The following is a 20,019-nucleotide window of genomic DNA, read 5'->3' as shown; positions in this document are numbered from 1 at the left end:
CATTGACTATGCCATTAAACGGGTGTATAACTGAAGTTGTAAATGAACTTTGGTTTAAAACAAAGCGAATTCAACGATTATAAGAACTAAATATCAATAATTAGTTCATTATTTGTTGAGGTGAAGCTTTGCTTTAGACTGGAAAGCACGTTACTAAAACTGGTCAAGAAGGAGTTTTAGTGCTATGACAAACATTGTAAAAGTTCAAGGCTTGCAAAAAAGCTTCGGGAAATTCAAAGCGTTGCATGACGTGTCATTTACGGTAAATGCCGGGGAAGTTGCCGGATTTATCGGGCCGAACGGTGCGGGAAAATCCACCACGATTCGTACGCTGCTCGGGATCATCCAGCGGGATGCCGGGGATGCGACGATCTTTGGCAAGGATGTATGGAAGGACAGTCTTGAGATTCATAAACGAATTTCTTATGTTCCTGGGGACGTGGCGCTCTGGGGCAGCTTAACAGGCGGCGAAATCATTGATTTGTTTATGAAATTGCATGGCGGCGGAGACAAAACGAAACGCGACTATTTAATTAAACGGTTCGAGTTGGATCCGAAGAAGAAAGCCAAGGGCTATTCCAAAGGAAATCGGCAAAAAGTCGGCTTGATCGCGGCTTTATCCGTTGATTCCGATTTGTATATTTTCGACGAACCGACTTCCGGCCTGGATCCGTTGATGGAATCCGTCTTCCAGGATGAGGTCGAAAAAATCAAGCTTGCGGGAAAAGCAATCTTACTGTCCTCTCATATTTTGAGCGAAGTGGAACGGCTGGCCGATAAAGTAGTTATCATTCGCCAGGGCAAAGTGGTTGAAACCGGAACATTGGATGAGCTGCGTCACTTAACCCGTTCGACAGTAACTATGGTAACGCAAGGCGATGTGGCTAAGATGGCATCCGTTAACGGTGTCCATGATTTCAAGCAATCCGGCAATCAAGCGACATTCTCGGCGGATAACGAATGTATCAATGATATTTTGTCCGAAGCGGCAAAGTTGGGCGTCAAGAAATTTGAATCCGTGCCGCCTACGCTGGAAGACTTATTCATGCGTCATTATGAAGTCTAAAGCGGAAACGGAGGAGACTGGGATGCAAGAAAAATTTGCGCGTTCGCGTGTACTTTTCGTCCAATATCTGAAACGTGATTGGAAAAAAATCATCATTTGGATTTTAGGTTTAGGCTTGTTTTCAGCCGGATTTGTTCCGGCTTTTGAAGAAATCGGCAAAGGGCAAGGTTTGCAGGGAATGTATGAAACCATGCAAAATCCTGCCATGATTTCCATGGTTGGTCCGACACCGGTTGAGACCGCGGCGGATTATACTTTAGGCGCGATGTATGCGCACGAAATGCTGTTATTCTGCGGTTTGTTTGCGATGATTATCGCTGCTTTGCATGTGGTAAGCCATACCCGCAAAGAAGAAGATCTAGGGCTTACTGAACTCGTACGCTCTTTTCAAGTAGGTCGTCAAGCCAATTCGCTTGCGGTGATTGCCGAAGTCGTCTTGATCAATTTTCTATTGGCGCTCGTGATTGGAGGAGTCATGACCAGCTATGGCGCAGATACGATTTCGGCCGATGGAGCCTTTTTGTTTGGCGCATCCATCGGGATGGCCGGGATCCTGGGAGCCGTGATTGCCTTAGTCATGGCGCAAATTATGCCAACTTCATCCGGAGCAACCGGTTCATCGCTTGGAATTGTAGGTTTGCTTTATATTCTTCGTGCTGGTACGGATGTGTCGAATGTTGATTTCTCCATGATCAATCCGATGGGTTGGACTTATCTAGCCTATCCATTTACAAAGAACAATTGGATTCCCCTGATTGTGGCGATCGTCTTCAGCGTCATTGTCGTGATCATCGCTTTTGCCCTTGAAGGCGGTCGAGACATGGGGGCCGGTTATTTGTCCGAACGAGAAGGACGAGAATCGGCAAAAAAATCATTGCTGTCCGTACCCGGCCTGTTTACCAAGCTGAACAAAGGCGTAATGATCAGCTGGTTGATTGCTTTCGTCATTATGGGAGCAGCTTATGGTTCGATTTATGGAGATATGCAGGCTTTCCTCGAGAGCAATGAAGTCATGAGTCAAATGTTTACCATATCCGGCGTTTCCATCGAGGAATCCTTCACCGGGACCATAATGATGGTCTTGATCGGAATGGTTTCCATTTTGCCGATTGCGATCGTGAACAAACTGTTCTCGGAAGAAACCCGGCTGCATTTAAGTCAGCTTTATGCAACCAAAGTGACGAGAGCTCAGCTCTATTGGACGAGTGTCATTTTGGCCATCGCTGCTGGGATCGTGGGCATTTTGCTCGCTTCCGGCGGTCTTGGAGCGACGGCCATTTCTGCCATGGGTGACCGCTCGTCCATCAATATGCGGGATTTTTTCGTGGCGGGTTATAATTTCTTCCCTTCCGTGTTATTCTTTACGGGGCTCGCCGCATTGGCTTTAGGCTGGGCCCCAAGACTAGGGAAAGCCGTATATGGGTACCTTGGCTATTCTTTTGCATTAAACTACTTCGGCGGCATTTTGGATTTGCCGGAATGGTTCGCTAAGACAGCCGTCCAGAGCTGGATTCCGCGGATGCCTGTAGATCCGTTTGATGCCGCTACCTTTATTGCGATCTCGGTGATCAGTGTTGCTTTGATGGTTATGGGCTACATGGGATATCGCAAACGGGATATGGTGGAAGGAGCTTAGCAGAGAAGTGAATTCGTAATATGTCTTGACATAAAATGGAGCAGAAAACGGGCTGAACTATGTGATTTCGGCCCGTTATTTTTTGTGATTTATGGCGTTTATCCGAAGAGCAAACCGATATTGCCAAACTGCTCGCCCGCCATCATTCGCTGAAACGCGCTCCGTGTCTCATCTATCGCGTACATCCGGTCGATCAGCGGATGAATCCTGTGCTTCTCCATGAACTGAAGCATCTCAGCAAACTCCTCCCGGCTCCCCATCGATGTACCGATCCAGGACAGCTGAGGAAAAAACAAAGCCCTAAGCGGAACATCTACCGTATCGCCGGAGCTGGCCCCAAAACTGATAATCCGCCCATTGGGCTTAATCACCTTTAAGTATTGGGAAAAGGTTGCCGGACCGATGCTATCTAGGATCACGTCCACCTTCTCCCCTTCCAGCTCTTCGTTCCAATCCCCGTCGCTTGAAAAAGCCCTATGTAAAGAATACCTCCGAGCTTCAACAAGCTTGGCTTCACTGCGGGATGTAACGCTCACGACAGCCCCCGCAGCTTGGGCCATGAGCATCGCATAGGTTGCAACCCCGCCTCCTATGCCCGGAATGAGCACATGCTCGCCTGCCTTGATTTGGGCCCTTGTAAACAGCGCACGGTAGGCTGTTAGAGCAGACAAAGGAAGTACTCCCGCTTCCTCCCAACTCAGATATAATGGCTTTCTGAAGGCATTGCCCGCCGGGATCACTACCGTCTCGGCAAAGGTGCCGTCCATCGGACCGCCCAAAATCTCAGGTACTACAGGGACCTCTTCTGTGCGCTCCCAGCCGATCGTCGGATGGATGATGACCTCGTTGCCAACCATGTGATCGCTAACGCCCTTACCCACTTCCTCAATGATCCCTGCCCCGTCTGAACCCAGAATGAGCGGCCTATCCGTTGCCTGCCGTCCCTCCATCAAAAATAGATCACGGTGATTGAGTCCGGCCGCCTTTAAGCGGACTCTAACTTCACCTAAACCCGGTTGTTTTATTTTCACATCGCTGATTCGAAGCCCGCCCAGACCGCTCGGGCCGTGATGAATAACTGCTTTCATATGAATTCCTCTCCTTCTTCCGGCCTGTTGGCCGTCCTGGATTCATTGTAAGTTTCACTCCGATGCATGTAAAATGGTTAGTAATGAATGTGACATTCAGTAGAAATGAAGCCAGGATGGTGAAGGCGTATGGAAAGTGGAGATTTACGTATATTCTACGCAGTGGCGGAGGAAGGCAGCATCACGCGAGCGGCCCAGCGCCTTCAGTATGTTCCCTCTAACGTCACGGGCCGGATCCGCCAGCTGGAAGAAGGCCTGCGAACATCACTATTTGTCCGAAGCAACCGGGGGATGGAATTGACTCCAGCCGGTAAGATTTTGCTTGGATATGCGCGTGAAATTTTAAATTTGCTGGGTGAAGCGGAGAAATCCGTTCAGGCTGAGGATAAGCCGCGGGGACAGCTGCGAATCGGAGCGATTGAATCCACCGCCGCAGCTTATCTTCCGGAACGCCTCGCCGATTATTATGCTCGATACCCTGAGGTCAATCTGTCCCTGAACACGGGTAATTCCAGCGTACTTATGCAGCAAGTAGTTAACCGTGAAATTGACGGGGCTTTCGTGTACGGCCCTGTAACGCATCCTCAGCTGAAGCAGATCCCTTACTATCAAGAAGAACTGGTGCTGCTCACCGAAGTTGGGGCCGAAAGTCTGCAGGAGCAATTGCACAAGCCAATGCTGATCTTATCGACGGGCTGTACTCACCGGTCCAGAGTGGAGCGCCTTCTGGCAGAAGCCGGAGTCCAACATCCGCGTATCATCGAGTTCGGTTCGCTCGAAGCTGTCATCGGAGGGGTTGCTTCGGGACTCGGTGTAGCTCTCCTTCCGAGGTCCAATGCCGCAATGCTTTCCAAGGAGATCAACATGAAAGCCATGACGCTTCCGAAGTCCTATCGTGAGCTTGTGGTGCATTTTATTTATCACAGGGACGTCCCAGTGAGCAGCGCGCTTCGAGCATTTTTAGAGCTAAATCATCAATAGTGATTTAATCTTCACCTGCTATTTTCTTTTAGAAGGTATTGATTTGTTGTTATCGAACACATAAAAAAGCTCCTGTTTCGCTACAGGAGCATAAATCTTCTCTTAAAGTAAGTCGTTTTTTTCCATGGTCATTACATCAATAAACTTACCAGCCGTGACACCCTGCTTCTCAAAAACGCCAGCTTCCCAATATTCTGTTGTGCGTATAAAACCCAGCCCTTTCCGTTAAACGAAAAAAGTGTTTAGTAATATCTAAGGCTTGATTGCCTTGATTACGGCTGATACGATGTAATCCTCGATATTGGATCCTTGAACCCAATCCTTAATAAAATCTTTGGACTCATCCTTCGGTTCGACGGAGATATCGGTAAATCCGCTTTGTTGAAGCATTGTCTCAATTTCGCTAATTGAAGATGCTCCTGATATGCAACCTGAATAAAGTTCATCTAAGTCGCTTTTTATTTCTGAAGGAAGCTCTGCTGTTGTCACAATATCGGAAATCGCCAGCCTGCCGCCGCTTTTTAGAACACGAAACGAATCATTAAACACCTGCTGCTTATCAGGCGAAAGGTTGATAACACAGTTTGAGATGATGACGTCCACCGTGTTATCAGCGACAGGAAGATGCTCAATTTCTCCCAAACGAAAATCTGTATTCGAATACTCCCCTCTAATAGCATTGTTACGTGCACGGCTAACCATTTCAGGTGTCATGTCAACGCCGATCACTTTACCGGTCTCCCCCACCTGGCGGGACGCTAAGAAACAGTCAAAACCCCCGCCGCTGCCTAAGTCGAGTACGACTTCACCAGGCTTTAATGACGCAACAGCTTGGGGATTGCCGCACCCCAAACCAAGATTTGCACCTTCAGGCACCGCGCTTAGTTCATCATTCGAATATCCAAGCTTACTTGAGATCGAATTGAAGTCGGAAGGTGTACTGCAGCAGCTGGTTGTTTGTATGTCGGTTTGACAACACGAACTAGCATTACCTTCTTGAATAGCCACTTGTTTATAACGGTTACGTACATTTTGGCGAATTTGATCGTTCGTTACTTGATTCATTCGATCATCTCCTTCGAGTAGTTTTTATAAGATCAGCAACAGCTAGGCGTACAACAGGCTATTGAATTCGCAGGTTGCCGTCTCCAAAGAAGTTGGTTCAACACCCCCTCTTTTGGCTTTTTCCATTTCCAGGCTTCCCTACTGGCTCGCTCAACTTCGAGCTGCTGCTGCTTCAAAAGATATTCTTCGTCCCACCAATTTAAATACATAGGTAAGATCCTCCCTATAAATGATTTCTTATTTTCAAATAACGCATTAGCTTGCTTACAACGTATTTTTCGTCCGGCCCCACCCCCCTTAATGTTGCGGAAGCGAAGGAACGCTGTCCTTCCAAACCGACATAATAAAGTCCTGGAGCGGTAAGGCTTATTCCTGCTGTCTGTATCGGTTTTCCCTCAGTGCCAAGAGCCCCTATGGGAAAATACTGAATCACCTCATTTTGTGACGGATAGTGGGTTGCAGCTCCAGATATCCTCATACCTGGCAATGAGGACAACCTTACTGGCGAAAACAGCTTTAAACTATCGTAATAATGCGGCCAAGAACCAGCTGCATGCTCGCCTGCTTTCAAGATCAAAAACTTGAGCCCGTTTTGCTTCAAGTAATACCCGGAAGCCATACCGGCCTGCCCGCCTCCGATAACAATTGATGCTAAAACGGATGCCATTTTAAAGCCCCCCTTCGTTCATTATTTGCATTATACAAGTATTTGAAGGTAAAAAAATTTACCCAATAATGGGTCTGCAGCAATTATCAGATTTAGCCATTGCCTCATTCATTAACTTGATGGAACGAAGGACCGTCTCTTTCTCGAATTCGGTCATAAATGAGAATATTTCATCAAGATAAGCATTCATCTGTTGGTCGATCGTTGTAGCTACGTACTTCCCTTCAACCGTTAAGGAGAGGGTCGATACCCGGCGATCGGCAGGATCAGGTGTCTTTTTAATTAAATTCATTTTGATTAGAGACTGTACTTGTCTGCTGAATGTTGTAATATCGGTCCCCAATGTTTCTGCGATTTGCTGGATCGAAGGATTATGCTGACGGTCGACTTCGAACAAAATATGGCTTTGGACAGGAGTGATGTCATTACCACCCACAGTGCAGCAATTTTTGTTCAATAAGCCGAAACGGCGTGTCATAATCTGAAATAGTTCGCGAGTGCTTTCCATTGTTCTGTTCACCTCTTGATTCATTTATACACGAAACATTTGCAATATGCAAATGTTATTTGGGTAAGAAATCAAAGACTTATCTTTCATTTGATTTTCTACCGGAATCCGAATATTATATAACCGTTTACTTATGTGAGAAATGGTTGATCAGATAAGGAGGTGTTGGTTTGGAGCAAATCTACGAAATGGCTGATAAGTTGAAGCTGCTAAGCGATGGTACCCGTCTCACCATTTTGTCCTTGTTGAGGGACCGGGAATTTTGCGTATGCGAACTCGTTGATATCCTGGAGATTTCTCAACCCGGCGTAAGTCAGCATTTAAGAAAATTAAAATCCCAGGGCCTAGTAAAAGAAGATAAACGCGGTCAGTGGGTATATTATTCCTTGAGTGTAGATGTTCCACCATACATTAGGTCGGTGCTCGAGTATACGCCTAATTCTAAGACCATTCTAACTGCGCTTAACAAAAAAGAAATAACTTCGGTTTGCGAATGAGGCTTTTGCAGCATTCTGAAGTTTTTTCTTGTTGTTTATATAAGTATATGGTTATATAATGATTTCCGTCGTTCATCGATGACACAGACTTTGAAGCAAACGGAGGACGAGATGGCAACTGTTGTATTAGCTAGTATTATTTTTTTGATTACCTTAACCTTGGTTATCTGGCAGCCCAGAAATTTATCCATCGGATGGTCAGCCTGCGGCGGTGCTGTGCTGGCGTTACTTGCCGGGGTAGTTAGTGTCCATGACGTCTGGGATGTTACCCAAATGGTCTGGAATGCCACGTTAGCTTTCGTTGCGATCATCATCATCTCTCTAATCTTAGATAGGATTGGATTCTTTGAGTGGGCTGCCCTACATATGGCAAGAGCTGCTCGTGAAAACGGCATCCGCATGTTTGTATACGTCAGCATTCTGGGTGCTGTTGTCGCTGCCTTTTTTGCGAATGACGGAGCAGCCCTCATTTTGACACCGATCGTATTGGCCATGGTAAGGGCGCTTAACTTTGATGAAAAAAAGGTATTCCCTTTCATTATCGCGAGTGGGTTTATCGCGGACACCACTTCACTTCCGCTCGTCGTGAGCAACTTGGTCAATATCGTATCCGCTGATTTCTTTGGAATCGGGTTCGGGGAATACGCTGGCCGAATGATCATTCCGAATTTATTTTCACTGATCGCCAGCATCTTGGTCCTGTATTTCTTCTTCCGTAAAAGTATTCCGCGGCAGTTTGAAGCCACCCGCTTGAAGGAGCCTGCCGATGCCATCAAGGATCCCTTCATGTTCCGGATGTCTTGGTATGTTCTAATCGTTCTTTTAATTGGGTACTTTATCAGCGAGTTTCTGAATATCCCTGTATCCCTTATAGCTGGTGTCATCGCTCTTATGTTCCTATTACTTGCCCAGCGCAGTCGGGTGGTCCCAACGAAAGAAGTCCTCATAGGAGCCCCTTGGGCAATTGTCTTTTTCTCTATCGGCATGTATGTCGTGGTGTATGGTCTCCGAAATGCGGGACTTACCGATTTGCTCGCAATAGCTATACAAACCGTTGCTGACCAAGGATTATTTGTGGCGACAATGGGTATGGGGTTCATTGCCGCTCTTCTGTCATCGGTCATGAACAATTTGCCTACCGTCATGATTGATGCGCTAGCCATTGATGCTACCCAGACGTCTGGAACGATTCGGGAAGCATTAATTTATGCTAACGTGATCGGCTCTGATTTGGGGCCTAAAATCACGCCGGTTGGTTCATTGGCAACATTGCTATGGCTTCATGTGCTTTCTACCAAAGGGGTCAAAATTTCTTGGGGAACTTACTTTAAGACCGGGATTATTCTCACGGTCCCAACGCTGTTTATAACCTTGCTTGGGCTCTATTTGTGGTTAGCAGTTTTGTAGTTTTTATATAAAAGGAGACGATGATTCGTGGAGAAGAAAACCATATACTTTCTCTGCACCGGCAACTCATGCCGCAGTCAGATGGCTGAAGGTTGGGCTAAACAGCATCTAGGGAGCAGCTGGAATGTATACAGTGCTGGTATCGAAGCTCACGGGCTGAATCCCAATGCTGTTCGAGCCATGAATGAGGTAGGGATCGACATTTCCCACCAAACCTCCGATGTGGTTGATCCGGAAATTCTTAACCAAGCGGATATGGTTGTAACGCTATGCGGGGATGCTGCAAATAAATGCCCTGTTACCCCGCCGACAGTAAAAAGAGTTCATTGGGGATTTGATGATCCTGCGAAAGCTCAGGGCACGGATGAAGAAAAGTGGGCTGTGTTCCAAAGGGTTCGAGATGAGATTGGGGATCGAATACTTAAGTTTGCCGTCTCAGGCGAATAGACAAGTCTCCTTCCCTGCTCGCTGGTTCAATAAAGGCAGCCGATATCATTAACGGCTGCCTTCTTGTTTTATTGAATGGTTGTAGATTATTTTGAATCACTTTATTTTGTAGAAACTAACGACTTTCGATTTGCTCTTATTGATTGGTTATCGTTAAGCTGGAGGAATGCTCTGCGGATTGTTAAATACATTTTTCGGATCATATTTTGCTTTTATTTTTCTCAATCTTGGATAGTTCTTTCCATAATAGACCGGTCCTGAACTCTTAATGCCCTGGTCTGGAACGTTAATATAGGATCCTACGATATAAGGCTGCAATTTCTTTCGGGTGTTTCGGGCCAAAGCGATATTTCTAGCTGCATGAGATGGATTCACCCAAGAGCTGTTCCATTCCACGTAGAACTTAGCTTTGCGCCAGTAGAATGCGGTGGCTCTAGGTGCGATGCGGCTTACGGCGCCGCCCCAATTCAGGAAAAAGAACCCGGCTGGCGTCCCTCCCTCTGCTTTTTCCAGAAACTCGCGCATGACTTTATAGGCTTTCTCTGGAAATGGACGTCTGCCAAAGCCGCTGGAGAACTGGTTGCTGAATCTTTGTGTAAGAACCGGATCGGGGGCGAGCATAAACTTAGTAGCTTCCCTGTATGGCAGATAACGGATGATTTTTTGCGTCGGGGTGCCAACACTAAGAATTGGTTCCAGTTGGGTAAGCGCCTCGCGTTTTGATCCTAGGTAGATCCCCAGCATACTGACATTTCCGCCTTTTTTGGGACCGACGCTTAATTCACTTCCGAGCTTGGTACTGGCGTTCGGAGCCCAAACCTGCCATTTCTTCACGATTTTTTCAAACTGCTCCCATGGCCAGGTGATTCGAAATACTGTGGCTTTGTTTGGAGCACGCAGCACCTTGAATTTGTATTTGGTATAAACGCCGAAGTTCCCGCCGCCTCCCCCACGGGATGCCCATAGAAGGTCGGAATTTTGTTTTTTGTTTGCTCGAATGATTCTCCCCTTGGCGTCTACCATTTCGAGTTCGATTAAATTATCGCTGATGAGACCGGTCGTTCTTTGTAGCGGCCCGATTCCACCACCAGGCGTAATGCCGCCGATCCCTACCGTTGGGCTGTCGCCAAATGGGGCCATATAACCCTGCCGAGCCAACGTATCGACGATTCGGCCAACCTGATTCCCGGTCTCTACTACTGCTGTGCTGCTCTTTTTGTTCAGACGAATTTTCTTCATTTCGCTGACGTCAATGACGATTCCTCCATTGACCTGCGAGAGATTGCCTTCCAAGGCGTGCCTTCCGCTTCGCGGGCGCAAGGGGACTTTATTTTTTCGAGCCCATCGAATGGCATTGGCCACATCTTGTGTTTTCTGAGCAAAAACAAAAACCTTAGGAAATCTGTCCGTATGTGGATCCCAATTTTTGCGTGCTGCTTCATACCCAGGGTCACCCCTAAAAATCACTCGCCCAGTAAGCCTCACATCTGACTTCACGGATCTGTCCATCTCCTTAGAATTAATGAGAAGAATGAATACATTTTTGACATATCGGCGGATGCCATATAATGTATGATGAAAATCTGTGACGTGTATGGGCTGGTGCCCTTAAAATTTCTTGAGGAGATTCTAAGTCATTTTAATGACTCTACGATCGGTTTGTTGTCCCCATCTGCCCTTTAAAATGGCTTCATGACCATAAGCACCAGTATGGCAATCATCAGCAGCTGCGCTGCCGTCTCGATGGGCACGATCTTTTTGATCAGCAGTCCGAATTCGGCGGGTATCTCATTACCCTGGTCGTAATTTTCAGAAATGCTCTTCTCGATCTTGTTCACACGGGGCTCGATCCATCCGTCAATCAGGACGACCGTGAGCAGCGCTAAAAGGATGGATACATTCAGCCACATTTGGGAGAACCCCGTCTTGGTTATGATCATAAGCCAAACCCCGGTTAAAATTAGGACGGTACCGCCGATTTTAGGAAGGATAGAGGGTCTGTTTGCTATACCAGATGCAAAGTGCAGCTGTCCGACGGTCTTGGCCGATCTTCGAATGATGAACAAAACAAAAGTGGGGCCCATGATAGCGATTGAAGCCAATATATGCAAAACGAGCAGGATTCCAAACAAACCCATAGTTCCCTCCTCCTTAGCGCACCGTCGAATGTTGGGTTTGATAGGCTAGACCGATCCTTTTTCCTTTAAACGGTCCTTCGAGCTCAAGATGTTCCAGCATACATGCGACCACATCGTCATAAGCCACATTCAGCTCATGAAATCGACTGAACAAGTAACCGGCAATATCCGTCTCGGAATATTCCTTGATCGTCTCTGGAACCGGAACGGGTAAGGTTTCCGTTGTTACAAGAAGAGGAACCGAATCCGGCTGCTCTCTCGACACTGTCATGGTTCCCGGACACATCATGGACCAATCGAGTCCAGTCTGTTGCAGCCTTTCGAGGTTCCGGTTATGGTTCCTGTATTCAGGTGGAAAGCCGGGTAAATTGTTGCCGATTAGATCTGTATAAGGTATATCCAGCAGGCCGGCTCCCCCCATTACCCATACCCGCCCGGAGAAACTTGGCACCGATTCACATTGGCTAATAATGTTGTCAACGATCCTATTAAATTCGTCTCCCTGCCCCGCATGGCCCGCTGCAAGAATAGCGGCGTCTTGATGCGCGAGCGCCTCACCGACGCTAGCCGGTTCCATCATATCGCCCGCGATAACCTTCACATGCTTGGCGGAATGCTCGCCTAGTTGCTCATAAAGCTTCTCCGAATTTCGCACAAAAGCGGTCATTTCATGACCCATTTTTATCCCTTGTAGCAGCACTCTCTTCCCTGTATTCCCTGTCGCTCCAAACACAACAATTTTCATTGGTTTTTCCTCCTCTTTCGTGTCCCCATTATTTGGTTAGATCAAGCTTAGCATCGCCCTTGCATGATGTTAAGAACCCACTTTAAAGTAGGGTCCTTACTAAAAAGTAAGCATGACAAAAGGACACCAACATGAACATGAAGATCAGGAGGAAATGGGAGCTCTTTTATAGGCAGATTGACGGCAATTCTACAGAATGGGGCATTTAGGATCTAAAACTCGTTAATGAATGCCACGTGCCAAGGGGGGCGAATTCAATTACTTGACTCATACGGTCGTCATTGAGTGGTGCACACTTGAATTAATGTTGTCATTTTGCGACCGCAGGAATAACAAAAGCTGCCCGGGATTCCCGTGACAGCTTTTGTTTGGGGTTATTGAAGCCATGTACAAGGTCATTGAACCACCGTTATGACGCTGAGTCTTCAATATTCCGCTTGTTATGATTTTCTCCCCAAGCACACATGACTTCTGCTACAGGGATCAATGTTTTTCCGTACTCACTGAGTGAATATTCTACTTTTGGAGGGACCGTAGGATGGACCGTTCTATCGACAATGCCTTCCCGTTCCAGATTCCGGAGATGCTGTGAGAGCATTTTTTGTGACACCTCAGGTATGAGCTTCTCCAGATCATTGAATCGCTTATTAGAGTCCATCAAATGCCATAAAATCAGGGGCTTCCATTTGCCGCCTAAAACATGAATGAGTGTCTCAATCGGACATTGACGCTGATGAATCATCGATGGATCATCCCCTTACTTTCAAGTAAGTGCATTACCTAAAATTGCCATAATTGAATTTTACGCTAGCTCTACGATCAAGTCAAACATGAAAACGAAAAAAGGGAATCAGACTTTAACGAATCCAGCCTTCACGACCGCCCTACGATCCATCGAGAATGAGATAAAGTCTTCTTAAGGATCGGATTGGGATCAAGTTATCCTAATCTTTTCCCTTCAAACTTCATCCTTAATCACATAGTTGGAATCCCCTTTAACGGATATGGTATCCAGAGCATTTATGGCTGCTTCAATAGAAGCAATGCGTCTTTCTAGTAGTGTTTTTTGCGGACTGCCTTCTTTAGCGTTTTCATACTGTTTTATTACGGATGGAAGAATACCGGCTATAACCGTTCGAGCTTCAAGGGTGTCGGAAATCTCATATGAAAATTCCGTTCCTTGCCAAGCATGTTCTAGACTATCTAAGGCGATTTTCACTGCATCCCGTCGTTTCTTAATGAGCGATGTGTTCGCTTCTTTCTCGGTCATCCTTTTAAAGCCGTTTTCGAGTTTTCTTAAAGTTGACTGCATCGATTGTATCAGCAATTGTTGGCGTTCTGGGGTTACAGCTTTCATGTTCATCCCTCGCTTTTTATATATTTATCGAGTGGACCTCCGTTCCTGTTGGCTACCCATTTACATTGGGGAAGCTGCTCCCTTCTCTACAAGGTGCCACCGGTTAATAGTGCCGTACCTAGGGACTCCACTAGAATCCCTACTTTTGTTTCCAATATAACTGTACAACATTCATGCAAGTGAGAAGATAAAGCGGGCGTACCATTGATTCTGATTATAAAAAGATTATCAATGTACTTTAATGTTTTAACTAAATCCCTAAAGACACCAATCTAGTCGGCTAAGGAACCAAGATCTTGTTAGTGCCAAAGAAAAAAGCGCTAAAACCTAAGGTTTTAACGCTTGTCTGATTTACTACCGGTCCACTCTTCGTACAACCCATACGGCGGACTCCACTGTATGCGATATCAAAACGGTTCTTAGAAGCTCGCCATCGCCATGCTACGACGATCAGTTCACATTGCACCGTAGCCGGTGGCACCATAATTCCGCAATTATTAATCCGTTTGCTTGTAATCCGCCTGCTTGGCCCGATGCACCGTCAAAGTCACCCGATTGGTTTCACACATGAACGTGGAGAGATGTACGGGCTCGTCCTTGGCATCGAAGGCGATTTTCAAAATCCGAAACAAATTGGCCCCGACATCGCATTCCAGCAGCTTGGCATAGTCCTGTGTCGCGCTAATGACATCGATTTCTTTATCATTGCTTACGATCTCCGTCCCGTATTCCTCGGCCAAAATTTTATACGTGGACTCGTTCATCGCGATCTTCTTCTCCAGATCGGGGAATCGGGTCAGGGAATAATGCGCGATATCGTAGAACAGCGGGCGTTCATTGACATACATGAGACGCTCCAGCTCCAGGACAGGGCTGCTGGCTTCAATCGCAAGATGCCCGGCCACCTCTTCCGTCGCTTCAATGACATTGCTTCGTAGAATGCGGGAATTCGGAATCATGCCAAGCTGGTGGCTGAACTCCGAGAATCCGCTTACAGACAGCAGCTCGTTGTGAAATTTGTTGGAGGCCACAAAGGTCCCCCGCCGTGGAATCCGGGTAAGGGCTCCTTCCCGCACCAGTTCCTCAATCGCTTTGCGGATCGTAATCCGGCTTACGTTATAAATGTCGCACAGCTCTGCTTCCGTCGGTATTTGCTCATCCGGTTTGTAGCGCCCGTGCTGGATGTCATTCTTCAACATCTGCCGGATCTGCATATACAGCGGTTGAGGGGTCGAAGGATTTAAATTCATCGAGCATTCATCCTTATCCATCAATGATCATTTCTTATCCCTCTATTATACATTGATGGTCGCCCTCAGTCACCATGCGGCAAAATAGCTGATGGTTTTCGCGGCCCTTTGCGCGCCTTGCTCCAGGCATTTATCGACCGGAAGCCCGCTCAGCGTCCCGTAAATAAACCCGGCAATAAAAGAATCCCCCGCCCCCAGCGTATCGACGACCTCTACTTCAACGATCCCATGCTTATAAAATTGGACGCCGTCATAAGCCAGCGAGCCGTTGTCGCCCAAGGTGGCCACGACGATTCGGGGACCCCGGGCCTTGATTTCCCTCATCAGATTCCGGATATGCTCGTCATCCTGCGTATAAGACAAAAACGGATAGTCCACATAAGGCGCAAGCGTCGTTACGAGTTCATGGTCCAGCTTATCGGCAAAGTCAAAAGAGGTCAGCAGCCCCTTTTCTTTAAAAAAAGGATAATAGCGGTCAGCATGGCCCCATATTGCGGAATGGACGAGCTGAAACGACTCCGTAAACCGAAGATCCTCCGGACTGAGGGAGAAGCCGGACATTACGCCTTCCTCATAATCTCCCAGCTTTCTTTCGCTGCCTGCCATTTCGACGTAGGTCACCGCAGTGGTCCCTTCTTTGGCCGATACCCTTGACGTATCGACGCCCTTCTCCTGGATCGCCCGGACCATGATCTCCCCATAACGGTCGGTTCCCACCCAGCCAATATAGGCGGTGTCCGCGCCCAATTCAGTCAAATAGACGGCCACGTTCACCGGGTTTCCTCCAGGGTAAGCCTCACCGGTAGACTGATACACGTCCATGCAGTTGTCTCCGACGGTCACGATTCGCATTTTCTCTCACCTTCCCTCTGTTCAAAGAAGAGTGCCGCCTGGTATTGCAGCACTCCCGGTGCATATTAATATTCCATCTTGCGGTAATATCTTCTCAGCGTTAGCGGATGGTTTCTCTCGCGTTCCAGATAGACGCTGATCCGGCTGAGCAGCGCCCAGTTGATGCTGACTGCGAAATGCTTCCGGAACTCTTCGCTGATACCTTCCATGGCAAAATCCTTGGTATCGATGACCGTCAGTCGCTTCGTGACTTTTTCGGCAAAACGTTCTACGCGATCTGTCAGCGGCCGAGTCTCATCCTCGCCCTTCAGCAGGATAACGCTGGTATCTTCCACCACAAGCTCGAGCGTACCGTGGAAGAACTCGGCTGCATGAATCGATTTGGCCTTGATCCACTGCATCTCTTCCAGCACGCACATGGCATAAGAATACGTATTCCCCCACAGGTTACCGGAGCCGACCATCATGTGGTAGTCGGTGTCTTTATGCTCAATGGCAAAAGCTTCCGCCTTGGGGTCGAATGCTTTGACGGCGTCCAGAATAGCCCGCGGAAGCAGGGCTACTTCTTTCGTGAACTGTTCGTATTGAGGGAACTCGTTACGGTTATGCATGAACCGGAATACGACCATATACAGCAGGATGAAAAACGTATCGAAGGAATGCTTCTCCGATCCCGTCGTGATGCAGTGGTCCACCAGCTTGGTGATCGGCGTATCCGGCTCGGCCACCAAAGCAAAGGTTGTTGCCCCCCGAGATTTGCAGTATTCGATGGCCTCGATCGTCTCCTTGGTGGTTCCCGATACCGAGGTGAAGATACATACCGAATCTTTGCTGAAATGCTTGTTGTTCATCACCACGAATTCGGCGGCGATTTCCGCGTGCACGTCGATCGACGAATTGGATTTGAGGATATATTCGTAAGGGTACATCATGGCGATCGTGCCGCCGGAACCGATCATGAAAATGTTGCTGTAACCTTTCCGGCAGATCCCGTCCACAATCTCCTCGATTTGGCTTCGGTATGCCAGCCCTTCTGTTTCAACAAGTCTTAGGAAAAGCTCTTCGTCGAATTTAAACATTGATCGATTCCTCCTGTACCAGAGCAGGCGCGCTCCGATTCTTTATTTGTTATGTCTTGTATTATATTTTGATAATACATTTGTTGCAATCATTTTTTAAATGACAGATCGTTACGCCACGATATGCGGTTTGTTGTCCGGGTCCCTTGTTCGGCCATATTTCTTTTCCCAGTAATAGTAGACGGGCAAGCCGGTTGCGATGACGATCAACGCCGCGATCATCCCCTCAAGTGGAGCCCAGGTAAACGTTCCCCAAGCAAGCCACGCCGCTCCAAGAATGGCCAGAACCGTCGTCACCCTCCAAATAGGCATCCTGTAAATCGGCTTATAATCCTCCCTTTTCCGGCATTTATAGACGGCGGCAAAGTCCAAAATGTTGATGACCAGCTGGATCAGGGTAAAATAACCGAGCAGCGAAGTTAAATCACTGAAAAATACAAGGATGCAGGCATACGTCACCTGGGCCACAATCGAAAAACTTGGTGTTTCATACTTGGGATGGACCTTGGCAAACCGTCGAAAGAACAGCCCGTCCTTGGCCATGGCGTATTCCAGGCGGGGCTGGAACATGATGCACGAGCTTAAGGAGCCTAGGATGACGATGATGGCCGTGACCGCCACGAATGGGGACGCGATGTTGGCCAACCCCGGAATATAGCTGACGGCATCGGACACGGCAGCGCTGGAACCCAGCAATTTGTCAAAAGGCATAAGCCCCGTAATGCACACCGAAAGCAGCGTGTATAACCCCAGGACAATCAGCACCGAGCTAATGAGCGCTTTTGGCAGCACTTTGCCCGGATTCCGGATTTCTCCCGCCATGAAGCAGATCGACGCCATGCCCGTGTAGGCCCAGGTTGTGGCCGAAATGCCGCCAATCAAGCTGCCGCTTGCGGAGCCGGGCCCGGGGGTGTAGGGGAAGTGATCGTAATTCATGTACATCAAACCTAAAACGATCACGATCAGAAACGGAATGATTTTGATCAGCGTAATGACGACTTGAAATCGCCCACCCTCCTTCACGCTCCGGTAGTGAATGGAGGTGATGAACAGAATAATCGCGATCCCCAGCAGTTTGCCGGCGATTCCCGAGAAAAACGGAAAAAAGGTTGCCAGATACGTGACGATCGCCAGCGCCATGATCGAAATGGACGGGGGATCCAGCGCCCAGAACGTCGCCCAGCCATACAGGAAGGCAAGCGGTCGCCAGCCCGCCTTGTTCAGATAAACGTAACCGCTTCCATTTTCGGGATAGGCCGTTGACAGCTCCGCTAGCACCATGACTTGCGGTATGGCGATCACGCCGCCGATAATCCAGGCCAGTATCGATATCGAGGGCAATCCCGCGGCTCTGGCTACGTCTCCGGTCGAGACGAATATCCCGGAGCCGATCGTCGTTCCGACGGCCAAAGCCAAAGCGGACCAAAAGCCCAGCTTTCGTGTAAGTGTGCCATTACTCATCGTGAGTTCCTCCATATCAAGATGATTAGATGCCTATTTCCCGTATTTTCCGGATCGAATGCATGAGTGTATCGTGCGGATCTTGATAATAATGAAATCCCATGATTTCCAACGAACAAGTGCCTTGGTATCCATGCCGTTTAAGACTTTCAAGGTAACCTCTCCAATCCAGCGTCCCCTCGTCCAAGGCCAGATGAGCGTCCGTCGCTCCATCCCCGTCGATCAAGTGAAAATGGCAGAGTTCCTCCAGCGTAGAGAAATAATCCTCTGGTCTCTCCCCGGCGAGCTGCATCGCTACGGTGTCGATCATTCCTTTGAGCGCCGGCGATCGGATCTCGTCCATCATTCGTTGAATGCCTTTGACGTCGGTGATGAGGTTCGATTCGAAGCGGGTTAAAGGCTCCAAAGCAAGCGTGACTCCCTCCCGCTCTGCCACCTTGGACAGCCGACCGATCGAATCGGCGGCATACTTCCAGGACTCCTCGACGGGTACATGAAAGCTTCCGATTCCAGAGGTGACCAGCATCATGTTGGCATCCAATTCCAGCGCTGCGTATACATTTTCGACAAAGTAATCCACGCTTCTCTGCCGCAGCTCCTGATCCGAAGCCGCAAGATTAAACGGATACACGCATTGTTCTGGGGTATAACAAACCACCTTCATGTTCCTTGATTTGAGATCCTTCCTGATGCGCCTTAATTGGCCGATCCCTCCCCGATACACGTAAAAATGGGGCTCGCCTGCCCACAGCTCGATCCGATCCACCCCCAGCTCCGTCATGGATTCAAGAAAATGCTCGAACGGAAAATGCCTGTACGTAATATTCATGCCTGCAATATTCATGGCTCCACCTCCTCTTGAAAACGCTTTATATTGTTATGTCTTGTATTATATTCAACGAATACAATAATTTCAATCCATTTCGCAAAAAAAAATCCCGCCAAGAGTTCCCTAATAAAAGGGATTTCTTAACGGGGTTTGACCGCGATTTTTATTGTAAAGCCTGCAAACATTAAGCTGCTCTCTGATTGTACACACGCATCGCAAAGAAATAAGCGACGAGCATAATGCCGATACACCACGCAAGCGCAATCCAGATATCATTGCCTACCGGTTGATTTGATAATAGCGCACGGATGGTTTCCACGATTGAAGTTACCGGCTGATTTTCGGCAAAAGCGCGAACGACCTTCGGCATCGAATCGGTCGGCACAAAGGCCGAGCTGATAAACGGGAGGAAGATAAGCGGATAGGAAAATGCGCTTGCTCCTTCGACCGATTTACCGGACAATCCGGCAATCGCCGCAACCCAAGTTAAAGCCAGCGTAAACAGAACGAGTATACCGGTTACGGCGAGCCATGGAAGAATCCCTGCCGAAGAGCGAAAGCCCATAATAAGTGCTACGACAATGATGACGATAAGAGAAATGACGTTGGATACCACCGAGGTCAGCACGTGCCCCCACAGCACGGCGGAACGAGCAATCGGCATGGAGTGGAACCGCTCAATGATGCCCCGTTGCTTATCCATAAACAGGCGGTAAGCCGTGTAGGATATCCCGCTTGCAATCGCAATCAGCAGGATGCCGGGCAACAGATAATTCACATAGTTATCCGTATCGGTTTGAATTGCGCCGCCAAACACATAGACAAACAGCAGCATCATCGCAATCGGTGTAATGCAGACCGTGATGATGGTGTCCATGCTCCGAAAAATATGGCGCATGGAACGTCCTAGCATAACGTTCATGTCGCTGAAAAAGTACTTGTTCAT

21 protein-coding genes are annotated in these 20,019 nt (G+C 48.0%); 6 read left to right on the top strand and 15 right to left on the bottom strand.

Going from position 1 to position 20,019, the window contains the following annotated elements; all coding sequences use genetic code 11:
- Positions 1-184 precede the first annotated feature (184 nt).
- Both J2Z18_RS14475 and J2Z18_RS14470 read left to right on the top strand, forming a co-directional pair.
- Positions 185-1,066, top strand: a complete 882-nt coding sequence (locus J2Z18_RS14475; RefSeq protein ID WP_210094860.1) for an ABC transporter ATP-binding protein — start codon at positions 185-187, stop codon at positions 1,064-1,066.
- Positions 969-2,702, top strand: coding sequence for an ABC transporter permease (locus tag J2Z18_RS14470; protein WP_280922092.1), 1,734 nt, complete (start codon positions 969-971; stop codon positions 2,700-2,702). The genes J2Z18_RS14475 and J2Z18_RS14470 overlap by 98 nt, the downstream gene beginning before the upstream one ends.
- A gap of 98 nt (positions 2,703-2,800) precedes the next feature.
- Here the strand turns inward: J2Z18_RS14470 and J2Z18_RS14465 are convergent, their stop codons facing one another.
- On the bottom strand, positions 2,801-3,790 hold the full coding sequence (locus tag J2Z18_RS14465) for a zinc-binding dehydrogenase (protein WP_007128038.1): 990 nt from the start codon (positions 3,788-3,790) through the stop codon (positions 2,801-2,803).
- Positions 3,791-3,919: 129 nt separating this feature from the next.
- Between J2Z18_RS14465 and J2Z18_RS14460 the strand changes: the two genes are divergently transcribed.
- Positions 3,920-4,771: a LysR family transcriptional regulator gene (locus J2Z18_RS14460; protein ID WP_007128039.1), complete on the top strand. Its 852-nt coding sequence runs from the start codon at positions 3,920-3,922 to the stop codon at positions 4,769-4,771.
- A gap of 252 nt (positions 4,772-5,023) precedes the next feature.
- On the opposite strand, the gene J2Z18_RS14455 is transcribed toward J2Z18_RS14460, so the two are convergent.
- The 3 genes from J2Z18_RS14455 to J2Z18_RS14445 form a co-directional block, all read right to left on the bottom strand.
- Positions 5,024-5,836: an arsenite methyltransferase gene (locus tag J2Z18_RS14455; RefSeq protein ID WP_210094859.1), complete on the bottom strand. Its 813-nt coding sequence runs from the start codon at positions 5,834-5,836 to the stop codon at positions 5,024-5,026.
- Positions 5,837-6,059: 223 nt separating this feature from the next.
- A complete protein-coding gene (locus J2Z18_RS14450) occupies positions 6,060-6,503 on the bottom strand; it encodes an NAD(P)-binding domain-containing protein (RefSeq protein WP_007128042.1) in 444 nt (147 codons plus the stop codon).
- 58 nt (positions 6,504-6,561) lie between these two features.
- On the bottom strand, positions 6,562-7,011 hold the full coding sequence (locus tag J2Z18_RS14445; protein ID WP_007128043.1) for a MarR family winged helix-turn-helix transcriptional regulator: 450 nt from the start codon (positions 7,009-7,011) through the stop codon (positions 6,562-6,564).
- A gap of 170 nt (positions 7,012-7,181) precedes the next feature.
- Between J2Z18_RS14445 and J2Z18_RS14440 the strand changes: the two genes are divergently transcribed.
- From J2Z18_RS14440 to arsC, 3 genes are read left to right on the top strand one after another with little or no spacing between them, the layout of a single operon-like run.
- Positions 7,182-7,508, top strand: a complete 327-nt coding sequence (locus J2Z18_RS14440) for an ArsR/SmtB family transcription factor (RefSeq protein ID WP_007128044.1) — start codon at positions 7,182-7,184, stop codon at positions 7,506-7,508.
- A 12-nt stretch (positions 7,509-7,520) separates the two neighbouring features.
- Positions 7,521-8,915, top strand: a complete 1,395-nt coding sequence (locus J2Z18_RS14435) for an arsenic transporter (RefSeq protein WP_340901458.1) — start codon at positions 7,521-7,523, stop codon at positions 8,913-8,915.
- 27 nt (positions 8,916-8,942) lie between these two features.
- Positions 8,943-9,362 carry an arsenate reductase (thioredoxin) gene (arsC, locus tag J2Z18_RS14430; protein ID WP_007128046.1) on the top strand — a complete coding sequence of 140 codons (420 nt, stop codon included), beginning with the start codon at positions 8,943-8,945 and terminating at the stop codon, positions 9,360-9,362.
- Positions 9,363-9,515: 153 nt separating this feature from the next.
- Here the strand turns inward: arsC and J2Z18_RS14425 are convergent, their stop codons facing one another.
- From J2Z18_RS14425 to J2Z18_RS14375, 11 genes are all read right to left on the bottom strand, one after another.
- Positions 9,516-10,871, bottom strand: coding sequence for an FAD-binding oxidoreductase (locus J2Z18_RS14425; protein WP_040738091.1), 1,356 nt, complete (start codon positions 10,869-10,871; stop codon positions 9,516-9,518).
- Positions 10,872-11,041: 170 nt separating this feature from the next.
- Positions 11,042-11,500 carry a DUF2269 family protein gene (locus J2Z18_RS14420; RefSeq protein ID WP_007128048.1) on the bottom strand — a complete coding sequence of 153 codons (459 nt, stop codon included), beginning with the start codon at positions 11,498-11,500 and terminating at the stop codon, positions 11,042-11,044.
- A 13-nt stretch (positions 11,501-11,513) separates the two neighbouring features.
- Positions 11,514-12,245 carry an NAD(P)-dependent oxidoreductase gene (locus tag J2Z18_RS14415; RefSeq protein WP_007128049.1) on the bottom strand — a complete coding sequence of 244 codons (732 nt, stop codon included), beginning with the start codon at positions 12,243-12,245 and terminating at the stop codon, positions 11,514-11,516.
- Positions 12,246-12,654: 409 nt separating this feature from the next.
- Positions 12,655-12,987, bottom strand: coding sequence for a winged helix-turn-helix transcriptional regulator (locus J2Z18_RS14410; RefSeq protein WP_007128050.1), 333 nt, complete (start codon positions 12,985-12,987; stop codon positions 12,655-12,657).
- Positions 12,988-13,203: 216 nt separating this feature from the next.
- Entirely contained in the window at positions 13,204-13,602 is a 399-nt protein-coding gene (locus tag J2Z18_RS14405) for a hypothetical protein (protein WP_007128051.1), read from the bottom strand.
- Between the two features lie 497 nt (positions 13,603-14,099).
- Positions 14,100-14,852 carry a GntR family transcriptional regulator gene (locus J2Z18_RS14400; RefSeq protein WP_210094858.1) on the bottom strand — a complete coding sequence of 251 codons (753 nt, stop codon included), beginning with the start codon at positions 14,850-14,852 and terminating at the stop codon, positions 14,100-14,102.
- A gap of 69 nt (positions 14,853-14,921) precedes the next feature.
- Entirely contained in the window at positions 14,922-15,704 is a 783-nt protein-coding gene (gene frlD, locus J2Z18_RS14395) for a fructoselysine 6-kinase (RefSeq protein WP_040738094.1), read from the bottom strand.
- 65 nt (positions 15,705-15,769) lie between these two features.
- Positions 15,770-16,783 carry an SIS domain-containing protein gene (locus tag J2Z18_RS14390; protein WP_007128054.1) on the bottom strand — a complete coding sequence of 338 codons (1,014 nt, stop codon included), beginning with the start codon at positions 16,781-16,783 and terminating at the stop codon, positions 15,770-15,772.
- Between the two features lie 111 nt (positions 16,784-16,894).
- Entirely contained in the window at positions 16,895-18,244 is a 1,350-nt protein-coding gene (locus tag J2Z18_RS14385) for an amino acid permease (RefSeq protein ID WP_007128055.1), read from the bottom strand.
- A 25-nt stretch (positions 18,245-18,269) separates the two neighbouring features.
- Positions 18,270-19,088 carry a sugar phosphate isomerase/epimerase family protein gene (locus tag J2Z18_RS14380; protein WP_007128056.1) on the bottom strand — a complete coding sequence of 273 codons (819 nt, stop codon included), beginning with the start codon at positions 19,086-19,088 and terminating at the stop codon, positions 18,270-18,272.
- Between the two features lie 169 nt (positions 19,089-19,257).
- On the bottom strand, positions 19,258-20,019 hold the full coding sequence (locus J2Z18_RS14375; RefSeq protein ID WP_007128057.1) for an ABC transporter permease: 762 nt from the start codon (positions 20,017-20,019) through the stop codon (positions 19,258-19,260).

This window comes from Paenibacillus lactis, assembly GCF_017873605.1.
GTDB classification, from domain to species: domain Bacteria; phylum Bacillota; class Bacilli; order Paenibacillales; family Paenibacillaceae; genus Paenibacillus_AQ; species Paenibacillus_AQ lactis.
Note: the sequence above shows the minus strand (reverse complement) of the source record. Positions and strands in the feature narration are given on the sequence as shown.